At 72.9% G+C, this 24,467-nt stretch carries 24 protein-coding genes; 12 read left to right on the forward strand and 12 right to left on the reverse strand.

Translation table 11 applies throughout. The features are described from left to right. The 10 genes from ACH35V_RS14595 to ACH35V_RS14640 form a co-directional block, all read right to left on the reverse strand. Positions 1–771 (reverse strand): hypothetical protein, encoded by a 771-nt coding sequence (locus ACH35V_RS14595; RefSeq protein WP_395972668.1) that lies wholly within the window; start codon positions 769–771, stop codon positions 1–3. Then, on the reverse strand, positions 771–1,694 hold the full coding sequence (locus ACH35V_RS14600) for a TIGR03619 family F420-dependent LLM class oxidoreductase (RefSeq protein ID WP_395972669.1): 924 nt from the start codon (positions 1,692–1,694) through the stop codon (positions 771–773). The genes ACH35V_RS14595 and ACH35V_RS14600 overlap by 1 nt, the downstream gene beginning before the upstream one ends. Further along, the gene (locus ACH35V_RS14605; RefSeq protein ID WP_395972671.1) at positions 1,691–3,229 is read right to left on the reverse strand and encodes a class I adenylate-forming enzyme family protein; all 1,539 of its coding nucleotides are present in this window, start codon (positions 3,227–3,229) and stop codon (positions 1,691–1,693) included. Before ACH35V_RS14605 ends, ACH35V_RS14600 begins: the two co-directional genes overlap by 4 nt. Continuing rightward, the gene (locus tag ACH35V_RS14610) at positions 3,226–3,972 is read right to left on the reverse strand and encodes an ABC transporter ATP-binding protein (protein ID WP_395972672.1); all 747 of its coding nucleotides are present in this window, start codon (positions 3,970–3,972) and stop codon (positions 3,226–3,228) included. Before ACH35V_RS14610 ends, ACH35V_RS14605 begins: the two co-directional genes overlap by 4 nt. Beyond that, entirely contained in the window at positions 3,969–4,745 is a 777-nt protein-coding gene (locus ACH35V_RS14615; protein WP_395972674.1) for an ABC transporter ATP-binding protein, read from the reverse strand. The genes ACH35V_RS14610 and ACH35V_RS14615 overlap by 4 nt, the downstream gene beginning before the upstream one ends. Then, on the reverse strand, positions 4,742–5,749 hold the full coding sequence (locus ACH35V_RS14620) for a branched-chain amino acid ABC transporter permease (RefSeq protein ID WP_395972676.1): 1,008 nt from the start codon (positions 5,747–5,749) through the stop codon (positions 4,742–4,744). The genes ACH35V_RS14615 and ACH35V_RS14620 overlap by 4 nt, the downstream gene beginning before the upstream one ends. Then, entirely contained in the window at positions 5,736–6,611 is an 876-nt protein-coding gene (locus ACH35V_RS14625; RefSeq protein ID WP_395972677.1) for a branched-chain amino acid ABC transporter permease, read from the reverse strand. The genes ACH35V_RS14620 and ACH35V_RS14625 overlap by 14 nt, the downstream gene beginning before the upstream one ends. A gap of 3 nt (positions 6,612–6,614) precedes the next feature. Next, positions 6,615–7,793: an ABC transporter substrate-binding protein gene (locus ACH35V_RS14630; protein ID WP_395972679.1), complete on the reverse strand. Its 1,179-nt coding sequence runs from the start codon at positions 7,791–7,793 to the stop codon at positions 6,615–6,617. 82 nt (positions 7,794–7,875) lie between these two features. Continuing rightward, positions 7,876–9,069 (reverse strand): amidohydrolase family protein, encoded by a 1,194-nt coding sequence (locus ACH35V_RS14635; RefSeq protein ID WP_395972681.1) that lies wholly within the window; start codon positions 9,067–9,069, stop codon positions 7,876–7,878. Between the two features lie 12 nt (positions 9,070–9,081). Further along, positions 9,082–10,794 carry an amidohydrolase family protein gene (locus ACH35V_RS14640; RefSeq protein ID WP_395972683.1) on the reverse strand — a complete coding sequence of 571 codons (1,713 nt, stop codon included), beginning with the start codon at positions 10,792–10,794 and terminating at the stop codon, positions 9,082–9,084. A 220-nt stretch (positions 10,795–11,014) separates the two neighbouring features. Between ACH35V_RS14640 and ACH35V_RS14645 the strand changes: the two genes are divergently transcribed. The 12 genes from ACH35V_RS14645 to ACH35V_RS14700 all read left to right on the forward strand — a co-directional run bounded on the left by ACH35V_RS14645 (position 11,015) and on the right by ACH35V_RS14700 (position 22,471). Next, positions 11,015–11,470 (forward strand): nuclear transport factor 2 family protein, encoded by a 456-nt coding sequence (locus ACH35V_RS14645; protein ID WP_395972685.1) that lies wholly within the window; start codon positions 11,015–11,017, stop codon positions 11,468–11,470. Between the two features lie 90 nt (positions 11,471–11,560). After that, positions 11,561–12,730, forward strand: coding sequence for an acyl-CoA dehydrogenase family protein (locus ACH35V_RS14650; protein WP_395972686.1), 1,170 nt, complete (start codon positions 11,561–11,563; stop codon positions 12,728–12,730). 45 nt (positions 12,731–12,775) lie between these two features. Then, entirely contained in the window at positions 12,776–13,867 is a 1,092-nt protein-coding gene (locus tag ACH35V_RS14655; RefSeq protein ID WP_395972687.1) for an acyl-CoA dehydrogenase family protein, read from the forward strand. A gap of 21 nt (positions 13,868–13,888) precedes the next feature. Beyond that, positions 13,889–15,058: an ABC transporter substrate-binding protein gene (locus ACH35V_RS14660; protein ID WP_395972689.1), complete on the forward strand. Its 1,170-nt coding sequence runs from the start codon at positions 13,889–13,891 to the stop codon at positions 15,056–15,058. A 10-nt stretch (positions 15,059–15,068) separates the two neighbouring features. Next, entirely contained in the window at positions 15,069–15,938 is an 870-nt protein-coding gene (locus ACH35V_RS14665; protein ID WP_395972691.1) for a branched-chain amino acid ABC transporter permease, read from the forward strand. A gap of 25 nt (positions 15,939–15,963) precedes the next feature. Next, complete coding sequence (locus tag ACH35V_RS14670) at positions 15,964–16,992, forward strand: branched-chain amino acid ABC transporter permease (RefSeq protein WP_395972693.1); 1,029 nt, start codon at positions 15,964–15,966, stop codon at positions 16,990–16,992. Next, entirely contained in the window at positions 16,989–17,759 is a 771-nt protein-coding gene (locus ACH35V_RS14675; RefSeq protein WP_395972695.1) for an ABC transporter ATP-binding protein, read from the forward strand. Before ACH35V_RS14670 ends, ACH35V_RS14675 begins: the two co-directional genes overlap by 4 nt. Beyond that, the gene (locus tag ACH35V_RS14680) at positions 17,746–18,471 is read left to right on the forward strand and encodes an ABC transporter ATP-binding protein (RefSeq protein WP_395972697.1); all 726 of its coding nucleotides are present in this window, start codon (positions 17,746–17,748) and stop codon (positions 18,469–18,471) included. The genes ACH35V_RS14675 and ACH35V_RS14680 overlap by 14 nt, the downstream gene beginning before the upstream one ends. Then, complete coding sequence (locus tag ACH35V_RS14685) at positions 18,455–19,258, forward strand: SDR family oxidoreductase (RefSeq protein ID WP_395972698.1); 804 nt, start codon at positions 18,455–18,457, stop codon at positions 19,256–19,258. The genes ACH35V_RS14680 and ACH35V_RS14685 overlap by 17 nt, the downstream gene beginning before the upstream one ends. Positions 19,259–19,269: 11 nt before the next feature. Continuing rightward, positions 19,270–20,358 (forward strand): zinc-binding dehydrogenase, encoded by a 1,089-nt coding sequence (locus ACH35V_RS14690; protein WP_395972699.1) that lies wholly within the window; start codon positions 19,270–19,272, stop codon positions 20,356–20,358. After that, positions 20,355–21,299, forward strand: coding sequence for an SMP-30/gluconolactonase/LRE family protein (locus tag ACH35V_RS14695; protein ID WP_395972701.1), 945 nt, complete (start codon positions 20,355–20,357; stop codon positions 21,297–21,299). The genes ACH35V_RS14690 and ACH35V_RS14695 overlap by 4 nt, the downstream gene beginning before the upstream one ends. Beyond that, on the forward strand, positions 21,299–22,471 hold the full coding sequence (locus tag ACH35V_RS14700; RefSeq protein WP_395972702.1) for an epoxide hydrolase family protein: 1,173 nt from the start codon (positions 21,299–21,301) through the stop codon (positions 22,469–22,471). The genes ACH35V_RS14695 and ACH35V_RS14700 overlap by 1 nt, the downstream gene beginning before the upstream one ends. 46 nt (positions 22,472–22,517) lie before the next feature. Here the strand turns inward: ACH35V_RS14700 and ACH35V_RS14705 are convergent, their stop codons facing one another. Next, a complete protein-coding gene (locus ACH35V_RS14705) occupies positions 22,518–23,573 on the reverse strand; it encodes an Ldh family oxidoreductase (RefSeq protein WP_395972703.1) in 1,056 nt (351 codons plus the stop codon). Then, positions 23,570–24,430, reverse strand: a complete 861-nt coding sequence (locus tag ACH35V_RS14710; protein ID WP_395972704.1) for a fumarylacetoacetate hydrolase family protein — start codon at positions 24,428–24,430, stop codon at positions 23,570–23,572. Before ACH35V_RS14710 ends, ACH35V_RS14705 begins: the two co-directional genes overlap by 4 nt. Positions 24,431–24,467: the final 37 nt, after the last annotated feature.

Below are 24,467 nucleotides of genomic sequence, written 5' to 3' on the forward strand. Positions count from 1 at the left end.
TCACCACAGCTCGTCGACGTAGGTGTCGGTGCCGACGACGGTCGGCAGGAACGGCGCCGCGAACGTCACCCGGCCCGCGCCCGCGTCCTCCACGGCCTTGGCGTAGTCGTGGACGGCGTCCCAGCGCTCGCGCGGATCGGTCTCCATGAACACGAGCTGCACGACCCGTTCCGCGCTGCCGCCCGCCGTGCCCAGCGCCATCGGCGAACCGCCGTCGGCGGGGCCGCCCCTGGGCGTCCAGGACGCGACCGTGTCGATGCCGTCGGCCGCCAGCAGCGCGGCCTCGGGGCCTTCGGCGGAGCCGCCGTCCCCGGGTTCGGTGACGACGACCGCGAGTCCCTTGTAGCCGTGGTCGAGGGCCAGCTCGATCGGGACCCCGTCGTCGTCGGCGTACCGGGCCGACTCGAAGGTGTAGATGCCGGTGTGCGCGTGGGTGCGCTCGGCGAAGCCGCGTTCGTTGCCGTACAGCCACCAGACGCGCTCGCCCGCCCACGCGGTGTGCGCGTCCACCTTGCCCTTCAGGTACCAGTAGATCGCCAGGTAGGAGCCCGCGTCGAGGGGCTCGGCGAACGGGCTGTCCGCCGGGAACCGCAGGTCCTTGAGGGCGCGGGGCGCGACCCAGCGGCTGCCGGCGATGGCGTGCGGGCCGTCCATGACGCCCGCGTAGTAGTGGTCGCGCTCGTACCACCGGTTGTAGGCGACCTCGTGCCCGCGGTGCGGGTCCACCATCGTGAACAGCATCGCGCCGACCTTGACGGGATAGTCGTCCATCAGGCCCCTCCTCCTCCGACGCCGCTGACCAGCGGCATGACCTCGTGCGCGAACGCGGCGATCTGGTCGACGAGCTCCTCGTGGCCGCGGACGGGGAAGGACATCTGCAGGTGGGTGACGCCCAGGTCCGCCTCCGCCCGCAGCGCCGCGGCGATCTTCTCCGGTTCGCCCGTCACCGTCCGCTCGGGGACCGCCTCGGCCGGGACGCCGACGTAGACGCTCGCGCCGCCGCCGACGACGAACGGCGCGTCCGCCCGTCCGGCCGCGTCCAGCATCACGCGGAGCCGGGCGACGGCCGCGGCGGTGCCCTCGGGCGGCGGGCCCTGCGGCAGCCAGCCGTCGCCCAGCCGCGCCGCCCGGTCGACGGCCCGCGCCGACGAGCCGCCGATCCAGATCGGCGGGCCGCCCGGCTGGACGGGACGGGGGCTCTGGCCGCCGTCGCCGCCGCCCCACTCGTCCGCGAACTTGCCGCGGATGGCGCGGACCGCCTCGTCCGTCCGGCGGCCGCGCTCGCGGAACGGGACGCCGAGCAGGTCGAACTCGCCTTCGAGGTGCCCGGCGCCGACCCCGAGCACGACGCGGCCCCCGGAGAGCGCGTCGAGCGTGGCGAACGCCTTGGCGGTCAGCAGCGGATGCCGGTACGCGACGACGTAGACGTGCGACAGCAGCCGCACCCGCTGGGTGATCCCGGCCAGCCAGCCGAGCGTGGCGACCGTGTCGTACCAGGTCGTGGTCATCCGGGGCGCGTGCTCGCGCGGGATCGCGACGTGGTCGCAGACGGCGACGTAGTCGAAGCCGTGCGCGTCGCACGCCTGCGCCACCGCGGCGATCTCGTCCGGCCCCGCGCCGTGCTCCCAGGGCTGGGCGAACAGCGTCGACTGGGCCTGGACGGGCAGTTGCAGCCCGAACGTGACGGGGCTCATGGCCGCTCCCCGGAGGTCAGCCGGTCCCGCAGCCGGAACTTCTCGATCTTCCCGGTGGCGGTGCGGGGCATCCGCTCGATGAACACGATCTCCTCGGGGATCTTGAAGTGCGCCAGCCGCTCGCCCGCGTGCGCGCGGACCTCGTCCGCGGCGGGCGGGCGGGCCGGGTCGGCGGCGACCGCGAACGCCGTCACCCGCTCCCCCAGCACCGGGTCCGGCATCGCCAGCACCGCGGCCTCCGCCACCCCGGGATGCTCCCGCAGCACCGACTCCACCTCCATGGACGAGATGTTCTCGCCGCCGCGCCGCACGATGTCCTTCTTGCGGTCGACGAAGAAGAAGAACCCGTCCGCGTCGAAGTAGCCGAGGTCGCCGGTGTGGAACCAGCGGTCGTCCAGCGCGGACGCGGTGGCCTCCGCGTCCTTGAGGTAGCCGGCGAAGCCGATCCGCTCCCGGTCGAAGACGACCTCGCCGGTCTCGCCCGGGGCGGCCTCCGTCCCGTCCCGGCGGATGATCGCCATCCCGGAGCCGGGGAACGGGCGGCCCGCCGAGCCGGGGCGGCGCGGCTCGTCCAGCCGCGTGTAGGTGCCCATGCCCGCCTCGGTCATCCCGTACCAGTCGATGACCGGGGCGCCGAAGCGCTCCTCGATCGCCGGGGCGCCGCCCGCGCAGCCGAGCACGATCAGCACCCGGAATGCGTGCGTGCGCTCATGCAGCGCCGGAGGGCGGCCCATGAGGATGTTGACGATCGGCGCGAGCGTGAACAGGTACGTCGGCCGGTAGAGGTCGACCAGCCGCCAGAAACGGCCCGCCGAGAACCTTCTCGGGAACACGGCGGCGGCGCCGTAGGCCAGCGCGGACATGAGCCCGCCGAACCCGTTGCCGTGGAAGAACGGCGTCACGATCAGCGCCCGGTCGGACGCCGTCAGGCCGAACATCTCGTTGTAGTCGATCCCGGTGGCGGCCTTCGACTCCGACACCACGGCCTTGGGCCGTCCGGTCGTCGTCCCGGACGTGTACATCAGCAGCGCCGCCGACGCGGGCCCGCTCTTCGGCAGCCGGTCGCGGGGGTCCGCCGGAGCCATGGCGATCAGCTCGCCGTAGGAGATCGCGGACGGCGGCGGCTCGGTCTCCCCGTCCTCGACGGCGATCACGTGCGCGAGGCCGGGGATCTCGGCGGCCAGCGCGGTGGCGCGGGCGGCGAGGTCGGCGTCGCAGACCACGGCGACCGAGTCGGAATGGGCGCAGACGTACTTCGCCTCGGCGTCCGTCCACTCCGGGTTGGCGGCCACCGTGGCGAGGCCCGCGGCGGCGGCGGCCAGGTAGGTCTCCACCCATTCGGGACGGTTCCGCGCCCACACGCAGATCCGCGCGCCGGGCTGGATCCCCAGCTTGACGTGGAGCGCGGCGCCCAGCGCCGTCGCGTTCTCGATCAGCTCGCCGTAGGTCCGGACGCCGTCCTGCTCGGACAGCACGGCCAGGCGGCCGGGGTCGGTCTCGGCGTGTCCGGCGATGATGTCGAAGAGGGTGGTCATCCAGCCTGCCTCTCGGTGTCTGCTTCGCGGGCTAGGTAGGAGGCGAGGAGGCTCTCACGGTCGGCGAGGTCGGCCGCCGCGCCGCTCATGGCGATCTCCCCGGCGGCCAGCACGTAGGCACGCTCGCAGAGGTCCAGCGCCAGCCCGGCGTTCTGCTCCACGACCAGCACCGAGATCCTGCTGCGGACCTCGCGCAGCGCCGTGTACACGGTGTCGACGACGGCGGGGGCGAGGCCGAGGGACGGCTCGTCCAGGAGGAGCAGGCGGGGCGCGGCGAGCAGGCCCCGGCCGATCGCCATCATCTGCTGCTCGCCGCCCGACAGCGTCCACGCGCTGCGCCGCCGCAGCTGCGTCAGCGCCGGGAACAGGTCGTAGACGTCGGTGAGCGTGAACTCCGGGGTGCGCCCGCTGCGGGCCACGGCGCCGACCAGGAGGTTCTCCTCCGTGGACAGGCTGCGGAACGGCATCCGGCCCTCCGGGACGTGCACGAGCCCCGCCCTGGCGATCGCGTCGGGCGACGTCTTCCGCAGGTCGGAGCCCGCGAACCGGATCTCGCCGCGACCCCGTTCGAGCCCGGACAGGGCCCGCAGCGTGGAGCTCTTGCCCGCGCCGTTGGCGCCGAGCAGCGCGACGGACTCGCCCTCGCCGACGTCCAGGTCGATGCCGCGCACGGCGTCCACCTGCCCGTACGACACCACCAGTCCGCGGACCTCAAGCAGTGGACGCGGCTTCGCTCCGGTCATCGGGCCTCCCCCAGGTACGCGCTGATCACTTCGGGATGGGCCCAGACCTCCGCGGGCGTGCCCGCGGCGATGCGGCGGCCCGTCTGCAGCACGACGATCCGGCGGCAGAGCCGCTCCAGGAAGGCGATCTTGTGCTCGACGAGCAGCAGGCTGGCGCCCAGCTCGGCGACCTGCTCCAGCAGCTCCACCAGGCGCTCGGTCTCGACGGAGCTGAGCCCGGCGGCGGGCTCGTCCATCAGCAGCAGCCTGGGCTGCGCGACCAGCGCCCGCGCGATCTCCAGATGGCGGCGCTCCCCGTACGCCAGCCCGGCGGCGGGCTGGTGGGCCCGGTCGAGCAGGCCGACGCGGCGCAGCGCCTCGGCGCCCTCCGTCCAGCGCGCCCGGTCGCGCGCCCACATCGAGCGGCGGAGCAGCCAGGCGCTCGCGGTGGTCCGCCGCCCGCGGTCCCGGGACGCGACCATGACGTTCTCCAGGCAGGTGAGCCCGGGATCGACCTGCGGCGTCTGGTAGGTGCGGAACACGCCGTGCCGGGTGATCCGGCCGGGCTTGCCGATCGGGATGTCCGCGCCGTCCACGCGGACCGCGCCGGACGCGTCCACCAGCCCGGACACCACGTTCAGCAGCGTCGACTTCCCGGACCCGTTCGGCCCGACCAGGCCGACGACCTCGCCGGGACGCACGTCCAGCGACACCCCGTCGACCGCCGTCACGCCGCCGAACCGCACGGTGATCTCATCGCACTCCAGCAAGGGAGTCCGTGTCTCGGTGCTCATTTGCGCCGTTCCTTCAGCCGGGCCCGGACGGTGTTGGGCAGCGAGGCCAGCCCGCCGGGCAGCATCACGATCACCAGCAGGATGATCAGCGCGTAGACGAGTTCCTTGTAGTCCGCGAGGTCGCGCAACCACTCGGGGATGAGGGTGAGGATGACGGCGCCGACGGGCGGCCCCCACAGCGAGCCGCTGCCGCCGAGGAGCAGCATCAGCAGCACGTCCAGCGAGATCTCGACGTGGAACGAGGTCGGGTCGATGAAGGCCGAGGTGTGCGCCAGCAGCGATCCGGCCCCGCCCATGTACGCGGCGCCGATGCCGAAGGCCGCCGCCTGGAGGCGCAGGGTGGACAGGCCGGTGGTGCGGGCGACGTCCCCCATGCCGCGGGCGAAGATCAGGTCCCGCTGCACCGGGGACCGCTCCACCAGCACGGCGAGGCCGAGGCCGACGACGAGGACGCCGAACGACAGGTAGAAGTACTCCCGCGGCGTGTCGAGCATCAGCCCGAAGATGCTCGTCTCGATGCCGAAGCGGCCGGTGCCGCCGCCGGTGAAGCTCGTCCAGTTCCGCATGACGATCATGGTCAGCTCGCCGAAGGCGAGCGTGGCGATGGCGAACTGGATCAGCGGGCTGCGCGACAGGGCGAGCTTCAGCAGCGTCCCGATCAGCCCGGTGACCAGCACCGCCGTCACGAACCCGACGAGGAACCCGCCGTGCTGCGAGGCCCACACTGAGGTGTAGGCGCCGATGGCGTAGAACCCGACGGTGGCGAGGCTGAACTGCCCGGCGAGGGTGAGCTGGAAGTAGAAGCCGAGCGCCAGCAGCCCGTAGATCGCCGACGTGATCATGATGCCGGTGCCGTACAGGCCCTGGACGCCGAGGGGCAGCAGCGCGCCGAGGATCGCGACGGCGGCGAGCAGCTCCCGCTGCCGCCGATCGAAGATCACCGGCTTGGTCGGGGGCGGCCCGGCCTTCCCGGTCCGGCGGGCGATGCCGTCAATAGCGGACACGGACGACCTCCCCGAACAGGCCGCTGGGCCGCAGCACCAGCGCGATGAGCAGGATCAGGTACGGGTAGGCCTCGACGTAGTCGGCGGAGATGTATCCGGCGGCCATCTGCTGGACGATCGCGATCCCGAACGCCGCGAGGACGGTCGCGCCCATCCGGTCGAAGCCGCCGAGCACCGTCGCGGCGAACGACGACAGCAGCAGCGTGAACCCGAGCTGCGGCGACACCGTCAGCGTCGGCGCGACGAGCACGCCGCCGAGCCCGGCGAGCGCCGCCGACAGCCCGAACATCAGCACCGACAGCCGGGTCACCCGGATGCCCTGCAGCAGCGCGGTCTCCCGGTCCGCGGCGAGCGCCCGGACCTGCCGTCCGATCGACGACCTGTGCAGCATCAGCATCAGCCCTGCGAGCACCACGCCGGTGACCCCGACGATCAGGACGCTCTGATACGGGACGGCCGCGCCCGCGACATGCCAGACCGACCCGCCGAACGGCGACGGCAGCGTCTTCTGGTCGTTGCCCTGCCACAGGATGATCAGCGAGCGCAGCCCGAGCGCCAGCGCGAACGTGGAGATGACGACCGCGAGGATCGGCTGCCTGCGCAGCGGCGCGTACCCGATGCGCTCCATCGCGACGCCGACGGCGAAGACCAGCGCGACGACGATGACGTACGCCAGGACCGTGGCGACGCCGTGCGCCACGACCAGCCAGACGCCGAAGTAGGCGCCGAGGGTGAGCAGGTCGCCCTGCGCGAAGTTCACCACCCCGGTCGTCTGGTGCAGCAGCACGATGCCGAGCGCGATGAGCGCGGCGATCGCCCCCTGCGCGACGCCGGACGCCAGCAGGCCGACGAAGTGGCCCATCGGTCAGCCCGCCCGGCTCGTCAGGTTGTCGTACTTCTGCAGCAGCTTGCGGCCGTTCAGCCCGCCGGACGCGTCGATGATCACGTCGGAGTGGTAGAGGTCGTTCTCCTCGTCCGCCTTGTAGGCGCCGCACACGCCCTGGTGCTGGACGGACTCCAGCGCCTTCGTGAGGGCCTCCGGCTCGGTCGAGCCGGCCTTCTCGACGGCGGCGGCGAACACCCGGAAGCCGTCGTACCCCTGGGCGAGCTGCGGGTTGGTCGGACCGGGGCCGTACTTCGCCTTGTACGCCGCGACGTACGCCTTCGCCTCCGGGGTGTCGGACAGGTCGGGGTCGCAGGCGATCACGTAGTGGTAGCCCTTGAGCTCGGCGGGCGGGTTGAGGTTGCCGCCGAGGATGGAGCCACCGCTGTTGTCGCCGAAGTGCGGCGCGGTGAGCCCGTTCTGCCCGCGCTGCCGCAGGTACAGCGAGTTGATCGTGGGGAAGCTCCAGGACACGGTGGCGTCCACGCCGCGGAAGGCGAGGACGGCCTCGGTGAGGTCGGTCGCCGTCTGCGGGACGCGCCGCTCCACGATGTTCGTGACGCCGCCCGCGGTGAGGCCCGCCCGCAGCAGCCGGGCGGCCTCGTCCGACCCGGGGTCGGTGCTGGCCAGCAGCCCGACCTTCTTCGGTTTGCGGTTCTTGACCATGTAGTCGGTGAGCGCGTGCGTCTGCATCGCCTCGGTCGGCCCGTACCGGAAGATGTTGTCGACCTTCAGCGTCGACTTGCCGAGCGTGTGCGACTGCGCGAAGTGCATCGTCGGGATCCCCGCCGACTTGAGCAGCGGCGCGGCGGCCTTCACCTGCGCGGTGGTGGCGAGCCCGACGATCGCGGCGGGATTCTCGGTGAGCGCCTTCTTCACCGCAGTGACGCCCTGCTGCGGGGTGAGGCCCCCGTCGTAGGCCTTGTACTCGACCTTCCGGCCGTCGATGCCGCCCTTGGCGTTGATGTGCTCGACCGCCAGGTCGATGGCGTAGTGCCGGTCCTTGGTCGCGTACTCCCCCGACTCCGCGCCCATCCAAGCGATCTTGATCGGTTCGTTGGAGCCGGCACCGGAACCGCTGTCGCCGCAGCCGGCTGCCGCGGCGGCCAGGACGGCGGCCGCGGCGACGGCGGCGGGCGTGATCGTTCTCCTGTGCGACATGCCCGTGGTCTCCTCTGTGCGATGGGGCAGGGGGTGAGGGAGCCGGTCCAGGCGGCAGCCGGTCTGGGCGGGCCGTACCGGTTCAGGCGGCGATGCCGTAGCGCTCCAGGCCGAAGGCCCGGATCGCGTTGCCGCGCAGCAGCTTGTAGATCTCCGCGTCGTCCAGGCCCGCCTTGTCGCAGATCCGGGCCGCGACGCCGGCCGAGTCGGGGTAGGTGCTGTCCGCGTGCGGGTAGTCGGTCTCGAAGCAGATCTGGTCCATGCCGATCACGTCGCGGTTGGCGAGACCGGTCTCGTCGTCGAAGATGCAGCCGTACACCCGGCCGCGGATGTAGCTGGTCGGAGGCTCGGGCAGGTCGGTGCCGAACGAGTTGTCCGAGCGCTCGTGCCAGAGCTTGTCGGCGCGTTCCATGACGTACGGCATCCAGCCGACCTGCCCTTCGGAGTAGGCGAGAGTCAGGCCGGGGAAGCGCGCGAGGGTCCCGGAGAAGATGAAGTCGAGCATCGACCCCATCGCGTTCTGGAACGTCAGCGTGGAGCTGATGATGAACGGCGCGTCCGGGGACGTCCCCGGCATGCTGGACGACGACCCGATGTGCAGGCACACCACGGTCCCGGTCTCCTCGCAGGCCGCGAAGAACGGGTCCCACGCACCCGAGTGGATGGACGGCAGGCCCAGCGGGTGCGGGTTCTCCGAGAACGTCACCGCGTGGCTGCCCTTGGCGGCGCAGCGGCGGACCTCCTCGGCGGCCAGGTCCGCGTCCCACAGCGGCACCATGGTCAGCGGGATCAGCCGGCCGCGCGCCGGGCCGGCGCACCACTCGTCGATCATCCAGTCGTTGTAGGCGCGGACGCACAGCAGCGCGAGCTCCTTGTCGTCCCGCTCCATGAACGCCTGCCCGCAGAACCGCGGCAGCGTGTTGGGGAAGCAGAGCGACGCCTCCATGTGGTTGGCGTCCATGTCGGCGAGCCGCTCGGCCTGCTTCCAGCAGCCGGGCCGGATGTCGTCGAACGTCACGGCGCCGAACCCGACGTCGTCGAACCCGACCGCGGCCGACAGCTTCATCAGCGGCGTGACGAGGTCGTCGTAGAGCCAGACGTCGGCCCAGTCGCCGTCCGGGTCCTCCCGCCAGCCGCCGGGCATCTGCAGCCGGCCCTTCTGCCGGACGATCCGCGGCCCGCGGTCGAGGAAGCGGCGCGGCAGCCGGGACGTCCAGAGGTCGGGCGGCTCGACGACGTGGTCGTCGACGGAGATGATGCGCGGGATCGTGGTCATTGCATCCTCCAGTCAGGCGGTGGCGACGGTCGCGGTCTCCTTGCCGGATCGCAGTACCGTGCCAGGCAGCGCCCCGGTCGGCGCGCCGTCGCGGATCGTCTCGGCGCCGTTGACGAAGACGTGCCGGACGCCGATCGACTCGGCGATCAGCCGCGGGCTCTCGCCGGGCAGGTCGGGGACGAGCGTCGCCGGTCCGGCGTCGACGGTCTCCGGGTCGAACACCACGATGTCGGCGTGGCTGCCGGGTTCGAGGCGCCCGCGTCCGCGCAGCCCGAACAGCCGCGCCGGGACGTCGGTGATCAGCTGCACGGCCCGTTCCAGCGAGACGAGCTTGCGGCCGCGCAGCGAGTCGGCCAGGAACCGGGTGAAGTACGGCGACCCGCACATCCGGTCGAGGTGCGCGCCCGCGTCGGAGCCGCCGAGCATCACGTCGGGGTGCTCCCACACCAGGCTCCGCAGCGCCCAGTCGTTGTCGGTGTCGCTGGTCGGCTGCGGCCACAGGACGGTGCGGAGGCCGTCCTTGCAGACGATGCCGGCCAGCGTGGTGAACGGGTCCTCGCCGCGTTCGGCGGCCATCTCGTCGACGCGGCGCCCCACCGTCTCGGCGAGGTCGGGGTGGAACGCGTCGCCGATGACGTAGTTGCCGAACTCGGCGAGGCGGGCGAACGAGCTGGTCCGCGCCTTCGCCAGCATGTCCTCGCGGACCTGCGGGTCGCCGAGCCGGGCGACGCGCTCCTCGACGCTGCCGCGCAGCACCTCGTCCCAGCCGGGGATGAGCCAGAGCGCGCAGAACGTCCCGAAGCTCATGTTCATCGGGACGAGGATCGGCATGGTCAGCGCGACGACCCGGCCGCCCAGCTCGCGGGCCCGCGCGGCGGCCCGCAGCTGGTGCGCGATCTTGGTGGCGTCGTCGGCGGCGACGGTGAGGACGTTCCAGTTCAGCGGGCGGCCGGCGGTCGCGCTCATCGTCGCGAACAGTTCGATCTCCTCGTCGCTGAACCGGTCGAGGCAGCCCTGCACCATCCCCTCCAGGGTGGTGCCGGGGTACTCGCCGACGATCCGGCAGAGGTTGATCAGCTCCTCCGGCGCGGCCCAGCGGCTGGCGACCGGCTTCCCGTCGCCGTCCTTGTGGGTGGACGAGCGCGTCGTGGACAGCCCGAGCCCGCCCGCCTCCAGCGACCGGCGCAGCACCGCCTCCATCTCGGCGACCTCGCGCTCGGACGCCTCCCGCCCGATGGCGTCCGGGCCCATCACGTAGCGGCGCAGCGCGCAGTGCCCGACGAGGAAGCCCGCGTTGACGCCGAGGTTGCCGTCCAGGCCGGTGAGGAACTCCTCGAAGCTCTCCCACGTCCAGTCGACGCCCTCTTCGAGCGCGGCGAGCGGCATGCCCTCGACCTGGGCCATCATCCGGCGCAGGTAGTCGCCGTCGCCCTTGTGCAGCGGGGCGAGCGTGAAGCCGCAGTTGCCGCCGATGACGCTGGTGACGCCGTGCCAGCTGGACGGCGTCGCGAACGGGTCCCACCACAGCTGCGCGTCGTAGTGGGTGTGCGGGTCGATGAAGCCGGGGCAGACCACGAGGCCGTCCGCGTCGAGGGTTTCGCGGGCCGGTTCGTCGAGTTCTCCGATCGCGGCGATGCGCCCGTCGCGGACGCCCACGTCGGCGCGCAGCGGCCGTCCGCCGCCGCCGTCGACCACGGTCGCTCCGGTGATGGCAAGGTCGAGCATCGCTCCTCCTTGGTCGCTCCGGCCGTTGAATGACGAGTATGTATCGGTCCAAGCCCGCTGACAAGACATGAATGTCAACTACCTTCGGCACACCGCTGCAACGCCGTATAACAAGGTGATTCAGATGTCCAGACTGGTTTTGGGGCGGGCTCGGACCTACCCTCCTCCGGCTGAAGACAAGACGCGCATGTCATGTTGGATCGAGATCGAGGAGGAACCGATGGAGAGCATCGAGGCGATCGTCCGGCGGCTCGACGCCGAGTCCGGCGCCGGGCGGGTGATCCTGCGGTACGCGCACGGCCTCGACCGCCGCGACTTCGGCATGGTCTGGGACTGCTTCCATCCGGACGCGCACGTCGAGGGCACGTCGTTCGGCGGGCCGCTGCGGTCCTACCTGCCGCGCCTTCTCGACGGCGTCCGGAGCTATCCCCGCACGATGCACTTCATGGGCAACCAGCTCCGCGAGGTGGACGGCGACGACCTCGTCCGGACGGAGACGTACTGCATCGCGCACCACTTCGCCGACGCCGAGGGCCGCCGGGAGGCGCTGGTCATGGGCGTCCGCTACCTGGACGAACTCCGCCTCGACGACGGCCGCTGGCGGATCGCCGCCCGGCGCGTGCACGCCGACTGGAGCCGCGGCGCCACCGCCTCCACGCAACCAGACGACCGGTAGTTACATCTACCAACCGTCTGGTAGACATCCGGCGGCCGGCGGGCTACCATCCGGATCATCGACGCGCCCGCCCGACCGAGGAGGCCCGCAGTGGAGTTCGCCTTCAGCGCCGAGGAAGAGCGGTGGCGGCGGGAGGTCCGGGCCTTCCTCGACGCGGAGCTCCCCGCCGACAAGGAGTTCAACCACGAGTTCACCGAGGACGAGGAGCTCTGGGAGTTCGCCCGCGAGTTCACGAAGAAGGTCGGCAAGAAGGGCTGGATCGGGCTCACCTGGCCGCGCGAGTACGGCGGGCTCGGCCGCCCGCTGACCGAGCGGCTGATCATGGCGGAGGAGTTCGCCCGGCGGGACGCCCCGTTCGTCAACATGATCGGGTACGGGCTGGCCGCCGGGACGCTGCTGATCGGCGGCACCGAGGAGCAGAAGCACCGCTTCCTGCCGGAGATCGCCCGGTTCGACACCTTCTGGGCCGAGGGGCTGACCGAGCCGGGCTCGGGCTCCGACCTCGCCTCACTCACCACCCGCGCCGTCCGCGACGGCGACGACTGGATCGTCAACGGGCAGAAGACGTACACGACCTGGGGCCACCGCGCCGACGTCATGTACCTCGCCGCCCGCACCGACCCGGACGCGCCGCGCCACCGCGGCATCAGCATCTTCTGCCTGGACCTCACGCTGCCCGGCGTGTCGTTCTCCCGCCTCGACAACCTCGGCGGCGGACGGCAGAACCACACCTACCTCGACGACGTCCGGATCCCCGGCGACATGCTGATCGGCGAGGTCGGCAAGGGCTGGTCCTACATCATGAGCGCCTTCTACGCCGCCGGCGGCATCTCCGCCCGGCACTGCGAGATCCAGCGCATGCTCGACACGGTCGTCGCGTATTGCGAGACGACCGTCCGGCGCGGGCGGCCGCTGATCGACGACCCGATCGTCCGGTCCAAGCTCGCGGAGCTGGCGATGATGGTCGAGACCGAGCGGCTGCTGGCCTACGAGTCCCTCGGCGACGCCCTGAACGGCCGCACCCCGGCGTTCGCGGGGGCGCTGGGGCATGTCGTCCACAAGGAGAACCAGCCGCGGTTCGCGCAGCTGATCAACCAGATCGTCGGGCCGCTCAGCCAGCTGCGCACCGGCAGCCGGTGGGCGCCGATGCACGGCGACGCCGAGGCCTGGTACCGCGCCTCGTACGCCAACCACGCGGGCGGCACCTCGCAGGTCAAGCGGATGGTGCTGGCCACCCGCGGCCTGGGGCTCCCCCGCTGATCCGCCTCCCCCGCCGATCCGTCTCCCCGACAGGAGGATCCCCGCATGGACGTCGCCCCGGAGGAACGCCAGGTCGAGCTGGCCGCGGTCGCCCGGCGGCTGTTCGCCGCACGCTGCCCGGCGCAGACCGTCCGGGACCTGGAGGAGAGCGAGGAGGGCCACTCCCCCGACCTGTGGCGCGAGATGGCCCGGCTCGGCTGGCTGAGCCTCAGCCATCCCGGCACCGGCTCGGGCGTCGCCGACCTCGTCGCCCTCTACACCGAGATGGGGCGCGCCCTGGTGCCCAGCCCGCATCTCCCGTCAGCGGTGATCTCCGCGCACGCGCTTCTGGCGGCGGGCGGACGCGACGCGCTCGTCGCCGCCATGACCGAGGGCGAGACGATCGTCGTCCCAGCCCTGGCGGAGGAGTCGGGCGAGTACACCCCGGACGCGCTCACCGTCCGGGCCGAGCCCACCGGGACGGGTCATCGACTGAGCGGCACCAAGCTGCTGGTCCCGTTCGCGCACGTCGCGTCATGGCTGCTGGTCGCGGCGCAGGCGCCCGAGGGCGTGACGCTGTTCCTGGTCGACCCGTCCGGATGCGCCGTCGAGCGGCTGCCCAACATCGCGGGCCATCCGCTGTTCGCGGTCACCTTCGACGGCGTCGAGGCGGCAGCCGGCGCGCTGGTCGGCGAGCCGGGACGGGGACACGACCTGCTCGCCCCCGCGCTGGACCGGGCCGCCGTGCTCCGCTCCGCCGAGATCGCCGGGGCGGGCGAGGCCCTGCTGGAGATCACGGTCCGGTACGCGCGGGAGCGCGAGCAGTTCGGCGAGGCCATCGGACGGTTCCAGGCCGTCCAGTACCTGTGCTCCGACATCGCCGTCGACGGCCACCTCACGGCGCTGCTGGCCCGCCAGGCCGCTTGGGCGCTGGACCAGAGCCGCCCGGCGCGCCGCGAGGTCGCCGCCGCCAAGGCGTACGGCAGCCGCGCCGCACAACGCATCGTGCACTGCGCGCACGAGGTGCACGCCGGGATGGCGTTCATGCTGGAGTCCGACGTGCAGCTGTTCACCCGCCGCGCGAAGCACTGGGAGTTCGCCTTTGGGGGCGCGGACGACCACGACGACGAACTGGTGACCGCGCTCCAAGAAGCGTGATTCGCGAGAGGAACCCCCCAAATGCGCGTCCAGAAGTCCGGGTCTCTGCACGTCCTCGTCCTCGCCTCCCTCTGCTGGTCCGCCGCTGCGGGCTGCGGCCACCTCGGCGGCGGCGCCGCCTCGGACGACACGATCGACATCGGCGCCCTCGTGTACCAGACGGGCCCGCTGGCGCAGAAGGGCGCCACCGACAACATCACGATGGCGGCCGACGACGTCAACGCCGCGGGCGGCGTCGACGGCCGCAAGGTGAAGATCAAGTTCTATGACATCGGCGGCCTCACCCCGCAGCAGGGCCGCACCGCCGCGCAGCGGGCGCTCGCCGACGAGCCGGACGCGCTGATCGGCCCGTCGGTGTCGGCGCAGACCAACGCGTTCCTCGGGCTGCTGCCGAAGGCGGAGGTGCCGCTGATCAACGTCTCCGCGCAGCGGGAGAGCGACCCGGGCCAGCCGCAGGGCAACCCGTGGACGTTCCGCATCTACCACCGCGTCGACCGGATGGCGGAGGCGATCTCGCGCGTCGTCGCCGAGCGGCTCAAGGCGAAGAACGTGGTGGTCACGCACTCCACCGACGACACCAGCACGCACGTCAAGGACGACGTCGTCAAGGGCCTCAAGGCCAAGGGCATCACCGTGGCGCGGACCGCCTCGTACACGCCGGAGGCGACGGACCTGACGAACGCGGCGCTCGCCACCCGCGGCGCGGACGCGGTCGTGGCGCTCGGGTATCCGCAGCCGCTGGGGCTGATGGTCAAGCAGATGCGGGCCAACGGCATCCGGCTCCCGATCGTGTTCGACCCCGGCGCGGAGGCGGGCGTGAAGCTCCTGTCCCCCGGCGACCTGGCGAACACGAGCCTCGTCGCGGCCTGCCGCCCGCAGGCGACGCGGGACCGGGACCCGGCCGCGAAGAAGTTCATGGACGACTACACCCGCGAGCACCCCGGCTCGTACGTCAACGGCTACTACTACGAGGCCGTCAAGCTCATCGCAGAGGGCGTCAAGAACGCGAAGAGCCTGGAGGGCCCCAAGCTCCGCGAGGGCCTCGCGTCGATCAAGGGGTTCAAGGGCGTCTGCGGGGAGTCGACCGCCGACGCCGACCAGAACTTCATCCACGACTACAAGATCGTGAAGCTGGACGGCGGCCGGGAGAGTCTCGGCGGCGTCGTCTCCGGCCTCACGGAAGCGTACTGAGGCGGCCGCGATGGACAGGTTCATCGCACTGCTGTTCGCGGGGTTCTCCACCGGGGCGGTGTACGCGCTGGTCGCGTCGGGGATCGTGCTCGTCCACAAGGCGAGCGGCGCGGTCAACTTCGCGCAGGGCGACCTGCTGACCCTCGGCGCGTTCGTGTACCTGGCGTTCACCGGGGGCATGGCGCCGATGGCGGCGGTGGCGCTGACGATCGTCGTGCTGTTCCTCGTCGGCGGGGCGATCGAGCGGATCGTGTTCGTGCCGCTGCGGGACCAGCCGAGACTCACCGTCGCCGTCGCGACGTTCGGGATAGCGCTGGCGATCCAGGCCGGGCTCACCGTGTGGCAGGGGTCGGACCCGCAGTCGGTGCCGTCCGCGTTCGGGCACGGGTCGGTGGACGTCCTCGGCACGCCGCTGCCCGTCCTGTCGCTCTGGACGATCCTCATCACCGCGATCGTGTTCGCCGGCATGTACGCGCTGTTCCAGTTCACCCAGGTCGGGCGCATGGTCCGGGCGCTCGCCGCGGACCGCGAGGTCGCCGTGCTGTACGGGGTCCCGGCCAGCGGGCTGAACTTCCTCACGTTCGGGCTGTCGGGGGCGCTCGCCGCCCTCGGCGGGGTGCTGCTCGGCCCGTCGATCGCGATCAGCCCGATGATGGGCTTCAGCATCGTGCTGTTCGTCTTCGCCGCGGTCACCATCGGCGGCTTCGACAGCATGGGCGGGGTGGCCGCGTCGGCGGTGGTGCTCGGGGTGGCGCAGCAGCTGCTCACCGGCTACGTCTCCAGCGCCTACACCAACGCCTACCCGTTCCTCGTCATGCTCGCGCTGCTGCTGGTCAGGCCGACCGGGCTGGCCCGTCCCATCGCCGCCGAGCGGTTCTGACCGGACGACAGGAAGGGGAACCGCGATGACGGCGACACGCGCGACGACAACACGCGCGACGACAACCTTGGGTTCCGGGCTCGTCTGCTACCTGGCCGTGGGCTGGGTGATCGCCACGGGCGGCGACGGCTACCTGCTGACGGTGGCCTCGCTCGCGGCGGTGAACGTCGTGCTGGCGGTCGGGTTCAGCATCGTCTACGCGCAGAGCGGCCAGTTCAGCTTCGCCACGGCGGGCTTCGCGGCGGTCGGCGCGTTCGGCTACGCCTGGTTCGCCGGGCACATGCCGGCCGAGGCGGCGATGGCGGCGGCGGTGGCGACCACGACGGTCTTCGGGGTGGTGGTGCGGCTCGCGACGATCCGGCTCAGCCGGCTGTACTTCGCGATCGCGTCGGTCGCGGTCGGCGGGCTGATCACGATCGTGCTGGTCAACTGGCAGTCGCTGTCCGGCGGGGCGTCCGGGGTCGGCCCGGTCCCGGCGGTGACGTTCGGGCTCGTGGACGGCGCCGAGCTCGCGGGCGTCTTCCTGATCGCCTGGCTGCTGTCGGCGGTCTCGATCGTCGCGGGCTCGCTGCTCTACCGGTCCGCGTGGGCCCGGGACCTGCTCGTGGTGAAGGACCTGCGGCACATCGGGCAGAACGACGGGCTGCCGATCCGGCGGCTCGAGCTGGAGGCGTACGCCGTGCACGCGGCGTTCACCGGGCTCGCCGGGGTGATGCTGGCGAGCACCGGCACGTTCATCTCCATCACCTCGTTCGACGTCTCCATGGCGCTGCAGGTGCTGATCATGGTCGTGCTGGGCGGGTCGGGCCGGGTGCTCGGCCCGGTCATCGGCGCCGCCGTCGTCACGCCGCTGCCCGAGATCCTGCACGGCGCGGGCAAATGGTCGGGGATGATCTACGGCGTCCTGCTGCTGATCGTCCTGGTGGCGATGCCGGACGGCGTGCTCGGCGTCTGGGACCGGTCCCGGGCGTGGGCGCGGTCCCGGCTCCGGGGAGCGGCCCCGGTCCGCGCCGCCGACGCGGAACCGCTCGGGGTCCAAGGAGGCAGGCCGTGAACGCGCTGGAAGTACGGGACGTCCGCGTGCACTTCGGAGGCGTCTACGCGCTCAAGGGCGTGTCGCTGACGGTGCCGTCCGGGATGTGCGTCGGGCTGACCGGCCCCAACGGGTCCGGAAAGTCCACGCTGGTCAACGCGGTGACCGGGGTGGTGGACGCGGAGGGCGCGGTCAGCGTGCGGGACCGTCCGCTGCAGCTGTGCAGGCCGGGCCGCGCCGCCCGGCTGGGGGTGCGCCGCACGTACCAGACGCCGCGGGTGCACCCGAAGCTCACCGGGATCGAGAACGTCTGCACCGGCCACCGGCTGGCGACGGGCCGCAGCGCGACGGCCGCGCTGTTCCGGCGGTTCGGGGCGGGCGCCGCGGAGCGGGTGCGGCAGCGTGACGCCGCCGCCGCGCTCGACCGGGTCGGCGGCTCCGCGGCGGCCGGGATCACCGGGTCGGTGATGACGTACGGGCAGCGGCGGCTGGTGGAGCTGGCCCGCGTCCTGGTCGCCGAGCCGCGGGTGCTGCTGCTGGACGAGCCGTCCGCCGGCCTGAACGACGCGGAGGTCACCGCGCTGCGGTCGCTGATCGCGGACCTCGCCGCCGAGGGCGTCGGGGTGCTGCTCATCGACCACCGGATCTCGCTGCTCAACGAGGTCTGCGACCGGCTGGTGGTGCTGGAGGAGGGGCTGAAGCTGCACGAGGGCGAGCCCGCGGACGTGTGGCGCCACGACCGGGTCCGCGCCGCCTACATCGGGGAGCTGGACGATGCTGGAAATTGACGGGCTGTCCGTCCGGTACGGCCCGGTGCGGGCCGTGGAGGACCTGAGCCTCACCGTCGCGGCGGACGCGGCCGTGGCCGTCCTCGGCCCGAACGGCGCGGGGAAGACCTCGACGCTGCGGGCGGTGTCGGGGCTCGTCCCGCACCGGGGGTCGGTGCGGCTGGACGGCGCCGTCCTGCCGGGCCGGTCGCCGCGGCGGATCGCGCGGGCGGGCGTCGTCCACGTCCCGGAGGGCAGGCGGGTCTTCGGCAGCCTCAGCGTCGAGGAGAACCTGCGGGTCGCCACGGTCGCGGGACGCGGCCGGGAGGCGCGGTTCACCATCGCCGACGTGTACGACCTGCTGCCCGCGCTGGCGTCGATGCGCGGGCGCGGCGCGTGGGCGCTGTCTGGCGGCGAGCAGCAGATGCTGGCGATCGGCCGGGCGCTGGTCGCCTCGCCCGCCGTGCTGCTGCTGGACGAGCCGTCGCTCGGCCTCGCGCCGTCGGTCGCCGACCGGATCTACGACACGTTCCGGCGGCTGAAGGGCGCGGTGGGCCTGCTGATCGTGGAGCAGGTCGCGTCGCGGGTGCTGGGGATCGCCGACACGGTCGTGGTGATGCGGGAGGGCCGCCCGGTCGGCAGCGGGCCCGCCGCGGAGTTCGCCGACCCGGTGCGGCTCGCACGGCTGATGATCGGCGTCGGTGAGGAGGACGAACGTGCCGCAGACGTATGACGGAACCCGGTTGCTGGCGGGCCGGACGGTGGTGGTCTCGGGGGTGGGGCCGGGGCTCGGGCTGCAGACGGCGCTCGCCGCCGCGGCGGCCGGGGCCTCGGTCGTGCTGGGCGGACGATCCGGGGAAATGCTCGGAAAGGTCGCCGCGGAGGTGCGTGCGACCGGGGCGCGGGTGGCGGAGGCGATGTGCGACGTCACGTCCGACGCCGACTGCGCCGCGCTGGTCGAGACGGCCCGGCGCGAGTTCGGCGGCGTCGACTGCGTGGTGAACAACGCGTTCGCGTCGGCGCCGCACGGGACGACGCTGGAGAACTCCGGCCTGGAGCCGTGGCTGGAGACGATGGACGTCACCCTCTTCGGGTCGCTGCGGATGACGAAGGCGGCGCTGCCCGAGCTGCGGCGCAGCAAGGGCGCGGTGGTGTTCGTCGGCTCGCAGAGCATGCGGCGGATCAAGGCCGGGCGCGGCCCGTACGCGACGGCGAAGGCGGCGCTGGTGACGGCGGCGCAGGTGCTGGCCAGGGAGGTCGGGCCGTACGGCGTCCGGGTCAACACGATCGTCCCGGGCCGGATGTGGGGGCCGACGCTGCGCGGCTACATCGACGGGCTCGCCGCCGAGCGCGGCACGAGCGCCGAGACCGAGACGCGGAGCATGGTCGCCGACAACGCGCTGCCCCGGCTGACCAGCGACGAGGAGTGCGCCCGCGTGATCGTCTTCCTGGCGTCCGGCCTGTCGTCGGGGATGACGGGCCAGACCGTCGACGTCAACGCGGGCGAGACGTTCCATTAGGAGGTGGCCGGATGGACGCGGCGAGATTCATCGTGCAGACCGGGCCGGAGAAGTACGAGCTGCGCGAGCGGGCGCTGCCGGAGGTCGGCGCCGACGACGCGCTGCTGGCAGTCGAGGCGTGCGGGATCTGCGGCACCGACGTCGAGGTGTTCGAGGGGCGGACCGCGGCGCGGCTCCCGCTGGTGCCGGGGCACGAGCCGGTCGGCCGGGTGGTGGCGATCGGCGCGGCGGCGCGGGCCAGGTGGCGGCTCGACGAGGGCGACCGGGTCGCGGTGCACTCCACGCTGACCTGCGGACGCTGCCGGACGTGCCGGGCCGGGCTGCGGGGCTGCACGGCGCCGGAGTTCGCGGACGGCACCATCTACGGTTTCCGCGGCCCCGACATAGGGCCGGGCCTGTGGGGCGGGTTCTCCACGCATCTCTACCTGGCGCCCGAGGCGATCCTCGTCCCGGTGTCCGGGTCGGTGAGCGTGGCAGCGGCGTCGCTGTTCAACGTCCTGGCGAACGGGGTCGACTGGGCGCTCGACCTGGGCGGCGCCCGGTACGGGACGTCGGTGGCGATCCTCGGTCCGGGGCCGCGCGGGCTGGCGTCGGTGATCGCGGCGAGCGCGGCGGGCGCCGGGCCGATCGCGGTGACCGGGCTGGCCGCCGACCGCGAGCGCCTCGACCTGGCGCTGGAGCTGGGCGCCGACCACGCGCTGGACGTGACGGACACGTCCGCCGCCGACGCCGTCCCGGCGGCCCTCGGCCAGGCGCCGGACATCGTGATCGACACCACGCCCGGGTCGCTCGCGTCCGTCACCGACGCCGTCCGCATGGCGGGACGGAAGGGCACGGTCGTGCTGGCCGGGCTGAAGGGCGCCGACGGCCTCGCGCCGTTCCCGGTCGATCTCGCCTGCGCGAAGAGCCTCACCGTGAAGGGCGCCGTGTCGCGGTCGCTGCGCTCGATGGAGCAGGCGGTCGCGCTGATCGAGTCGGGCCGGTGGCCGCTGGAGCGGTTCGCCAGCCACGCCTTCTCCCTGGAGAACGCGGAGGACGCCCTCCGGGCCCTCATGTCAGATGACAAGCCCCTCCACGCACGAATCGAGCCTTCCTCATGAGCCTTCATCCCGTCGTGGAGACGCGAACGCACCAGGTCACCGTGCGGCGGCTGACGGACGTCGCGGTCCTCGCCGAGGAGTTGGAGTTCCCGGAGGGCCCGGTGGCGCTCGGGGACGGCAGCGTCCTCGTCACCGAGATCGCGGGCGGGCGGCTCACCCGCGTCCGTCCCGACGGGGGCAAGGAGGTCGTCGCGGTCACGGGCGGCGGGCCCAACGGCGCGGCCCTCGGACCGGACGGCCTCGTCTACGTCTGCAACAACGGCGGCAAGTGGCCGGACGTCTGGCAAGGCGGCCGGATGGAACGCGTCGACATGGCCAAGGGCACCACCGAAGTCCTGTTCACCCAGTGCGACGGGCGCCCGCTGTCGGGCCCGAACGACATCGTGTTCGACGCCGGGGGCGGCTACTGGTTCACCGACACCGGCAAGATCCAGGGACGTCGGCGCGACCTCGGCGCCGTGTTCTACGTGTCGCCGGACGGCGAGATCAGCGAGGCGGTCCATCCGGCGGAGACGCCGAACGGGATCGGGCTGTCGCCCGGCGACGGGCGGCTGTACTACGCCGAGACCTCGACGGCCCGGCTCATCGGACGCGACGTCCCGGCGCCGGGCAAGCTGGACGACGCGCCGCCGCGCGACCCGTCCACCCTCACCGGGCAGCTCCCCGAGCTGGCTTACTTCGACTCGCTGGCGGTGGACGCGGCGGGCAACGTCTGCGTCGGCACGCTGATCCAGGGCGGCGTCACCGTCATCTCCCCGGACGGCGCGCGGGTGACGAAGTACCTCCTGCCGGACGAGCTGTCCGACCGGATGGTCACCAACATCTGCTTCGGCGGCCCGGACATGTCGACCGCCTACCTCACGCTCGCCGAGCACGGGCGGCTGGTCTCCTGCCCCTGGCCGGAGCCCGGCCTGCCGCTGCACTTCCAGCAGGGCGTGTGATGGGCGCGCGGGTGAAGCCGTTCACGATCGACGTCCGCCAGGACGTGCTGGACGATCTGCGGTGGCGGCTGGAACGCGTCCGTCCGGCCGGCGAGGTGGCGGACGCCGGCTGGGAGTACGGGACGAGCGGCCGCTACCTGCGCGAGCTGGTCGCGTACTGGCGCGACGGCTTCGACTGGCGCGCCGCCGAGGCGAAGCTGAACGCGCTCCCCAACAGGTGGGCCGACCTGGGCGGGCTGGGCGTCCATGTCGTCGCCCGGCGCGGGACGGGCCCGGACCCGCTGCCGATCGTGCTGATCCACGGCTGGCCCAGCGGCTACCTGGAGATGACGAGGCTGATCCCGCTGCTCGCCGACCCGGGCGCGCACGGCGGCGACCCGTCCGACGCGTTCCATGTCATCGTCCCGTCGCTGCCGGGCTTCGGGTTCTCCGACGCGCCACGCGAGCGGGGCTTCGGGTACGCGCGGATGGCGGAGACGCTGTCGCGGCTGGTCACCGAGGGCTTCGGCCATCGCCGGTACGGCCTGCACGTCACGGGACTCGGCGCGTACATCGGCGGGCGGATGGCGTTCGCCGACCCCTACGCCGTGGCGGGCCTGCACACGCACGACCCGGTGCTGCTGCCGCCGCCGTCGTTCGATCCGCCGTTCGGGCCCGCCACGTCCGCCGAGGTGAAGTTCCTCGCCCGGTCGCGGTCGTGGAGCGCCGAGGAGGGCGCGTACGGAGCGGTGCACCGGACGAAGCCGTCCAGCCTGGCGCACGCGCTCAACGACTCACCGGCGGGACTGCTGTCCTGGCTGCTGGACAAGCACCGGACGTGGAGCGACTGCGACGGCGACATCGAACGCCGGTACTCCAAGGACGATCTGCTCACCAGCGCCACCCTGTACTGGGCGACGGGCAGCATCGGCTCGTCCATCCGCGTGTACTACGAGCGGGTGCGCGCCGACCCGCCGATCGCGCCCGGCTCCCGCCTCCCGGTCCCGACGGGCGTGGCGATGCCGCCCGAGCTGCCGGGCACCCCGCCGCGCCAGGCCCCCCGGGAGATGGTCGAGCGCACCCATGACGTCCGGCATTGGGCCGACCTGCCGGCGGGCGGGCATTTCGCATCATGGGAGGAGCCGGAGGCGGTCGCGCAGAGCATCCGCGCGTTCTTCCGCCCGCTCCGCTGACCGGGGTCCCGGGGTCCCGGGGTCCCGGGGTCCCGGGGTCCCGGGGTCAGCGCAGCTCGTCGCCGAGTTCGACGCCGAGCCGGGCGGCGAGCGCGGCCAGGTCGGCGCGGACGGGCCCTGCGAGGGGCACCCCTTCCGCCCTGCGCTCCCGTTCGCGCTCGGCCTCCTTCTCGCCGGGCAGCCACACGCGGTCGACGCCCGGACGCCGCGGCGCCGTCCGGATCTCGGCGCCGATGCGGTCGACGCGCCGCGCGAACTCCGCGGGGTCGGTGAACGCGCCGACGTCGATCGCGCCCAGCACGGCGGTGTTGCCGCCCGGCTCGTCCGGGCGGTGGCCGGTGAGCTGCGCGTCCGACAGCCAGCCGCCGAGCACGCCGGTCAGCAGCGAGACGCAGAGCGCCAGGCCGTATCCCTTGTATCCGGCGACCGGCAGGAGCGTCCCGCCGCCGAGCACCGCCGCCGGGTCGGTCGTCGGACGCCCGTCGCCGTCGAGGAAGGCGCCTTCGGGCAGCGGCTCGCCACGCTGCGCGGCGACGAGGACGCGTCCCCACGTCGACACGCTCATCGCCGAGTCGTACACCACCGGCGGGTCGCCGGGGAACGCGAACGACAGCGGGTTGTTGCCGACCATCGGCACCGAGGCCCCGGTCGGCGCGATCAGGGCGAGGACGTTCGTCGCGGAGAAGCCGATCATGCCGTGCTCGGCGGCCGTGACGCTGTAGTCGGCGGCGGCCCCGAAATGGTTGATGTTGCGGACGACGACCAGCCCCATCCCGGACGCGGCCGCCTTCTCCATCGCCAGCTCCATGGCGGCGGACGCGCCCACGGCGCCGAGCCCGTTCCCGCCGTCCAGCAGCGCCGTCGCGGGGTGGTCGCGGACGATCTCGATCTCGGGGTCGGCGGCGATCCCGCCCGCCTCGATCCGCTCCACGTACGCGCTCAGCCGGATGAGGCCGTGCGTCTCGACGCCGCGCAGGTCGGCGGTGACCAGGTTCCGCGCCACCCGGGACGCGCCCGCGTCCGGCACGCCGACGCGCCGCAGGATGCGGGTCGCGGCGTCGATCAGCGTCCCGGCCGGGATGGTCTCCAGTGCGGTGGTCACGGCGCCGTCCTCTCCCGGCAGGCGTTGCTCAGCCTGCCGATTCCGTCGATCTCGACCTCCATGACGTCGCCGTCGCGCAGAAGCCGGGGCGGAGTGCTCGCCGCGCCCACGCCGGGCGGCGTCCCGGTGGCGATGACGTCGCCGGGCCGCAGGGTGAACGCCCGGCTGAGCCGCGCGATCAGCTCCCGCACGGGGAAGATCATGTCGGCGGTGCTCGCCTCCTGCCGCACCTCGCCGGAGACCCGGCACCGGACGGTCAGGTCCTGCGGGTCGGGGATCTCGTCGGCCGTGACCAGCCACGGCCCCATGGGGCAGAACGTGTCCAGGGACTTGGCGCGGACCCACTGGCCGTCGTCGCGCTGCAGGTCCCGCGCGGACACGTCGTTGAGGCACGTGTAGCCGAGGACGTGGTCGAGCGCGTCCCGCTCGGACACGCGGCGCGCCTCCGCGCCGATGACGACGGCGAGCTCGGCCTCGTAGTCGACCTGCGAGGTCACCGCCGGGTCCCACTCGACGACGTCGCCGTGGGCGGCGAGCGAGCTGGGGAACTTGGCGAACACGACGGGCTCCTTGGGGACGTCCAGGCCGCCCTCCGCCGCGTGCTCGGCGTAGTTGAGCCCGATCGCCACGATCTTCTCCGGCACCCGCACCGGCGGCAGGAACCGCAGTTCCGCCGCCTCGGCCTCCGGCAGGTCGGGCCACGCGACCGCCAGCCAGGCGACGTCGTCGGGCGAGGTCACGGCGGTCGGGAGGCCGGAGTCCGGCGGGACGATCCGGACGCGGCCGGTCCCGTCCTCGTCCCGTCCCGCGACCGCGAGCGTGTCGGCGCCGTTCCGGCGGATGGCGGCGAGCCTCATCGTCACTCCATGATCGGGGCGGTCAGGGCCCTTCAAC

Origin of the sequence: Actinomadura sp. 1N219, from assembly GCF_044326405.1 — a bacterium.
Taxonomy (GTDB): Bacteria; Actinomycetota; Actinomycetes; order Streptosporangiales; family Streptosporangiaceae; genus Spirillospora.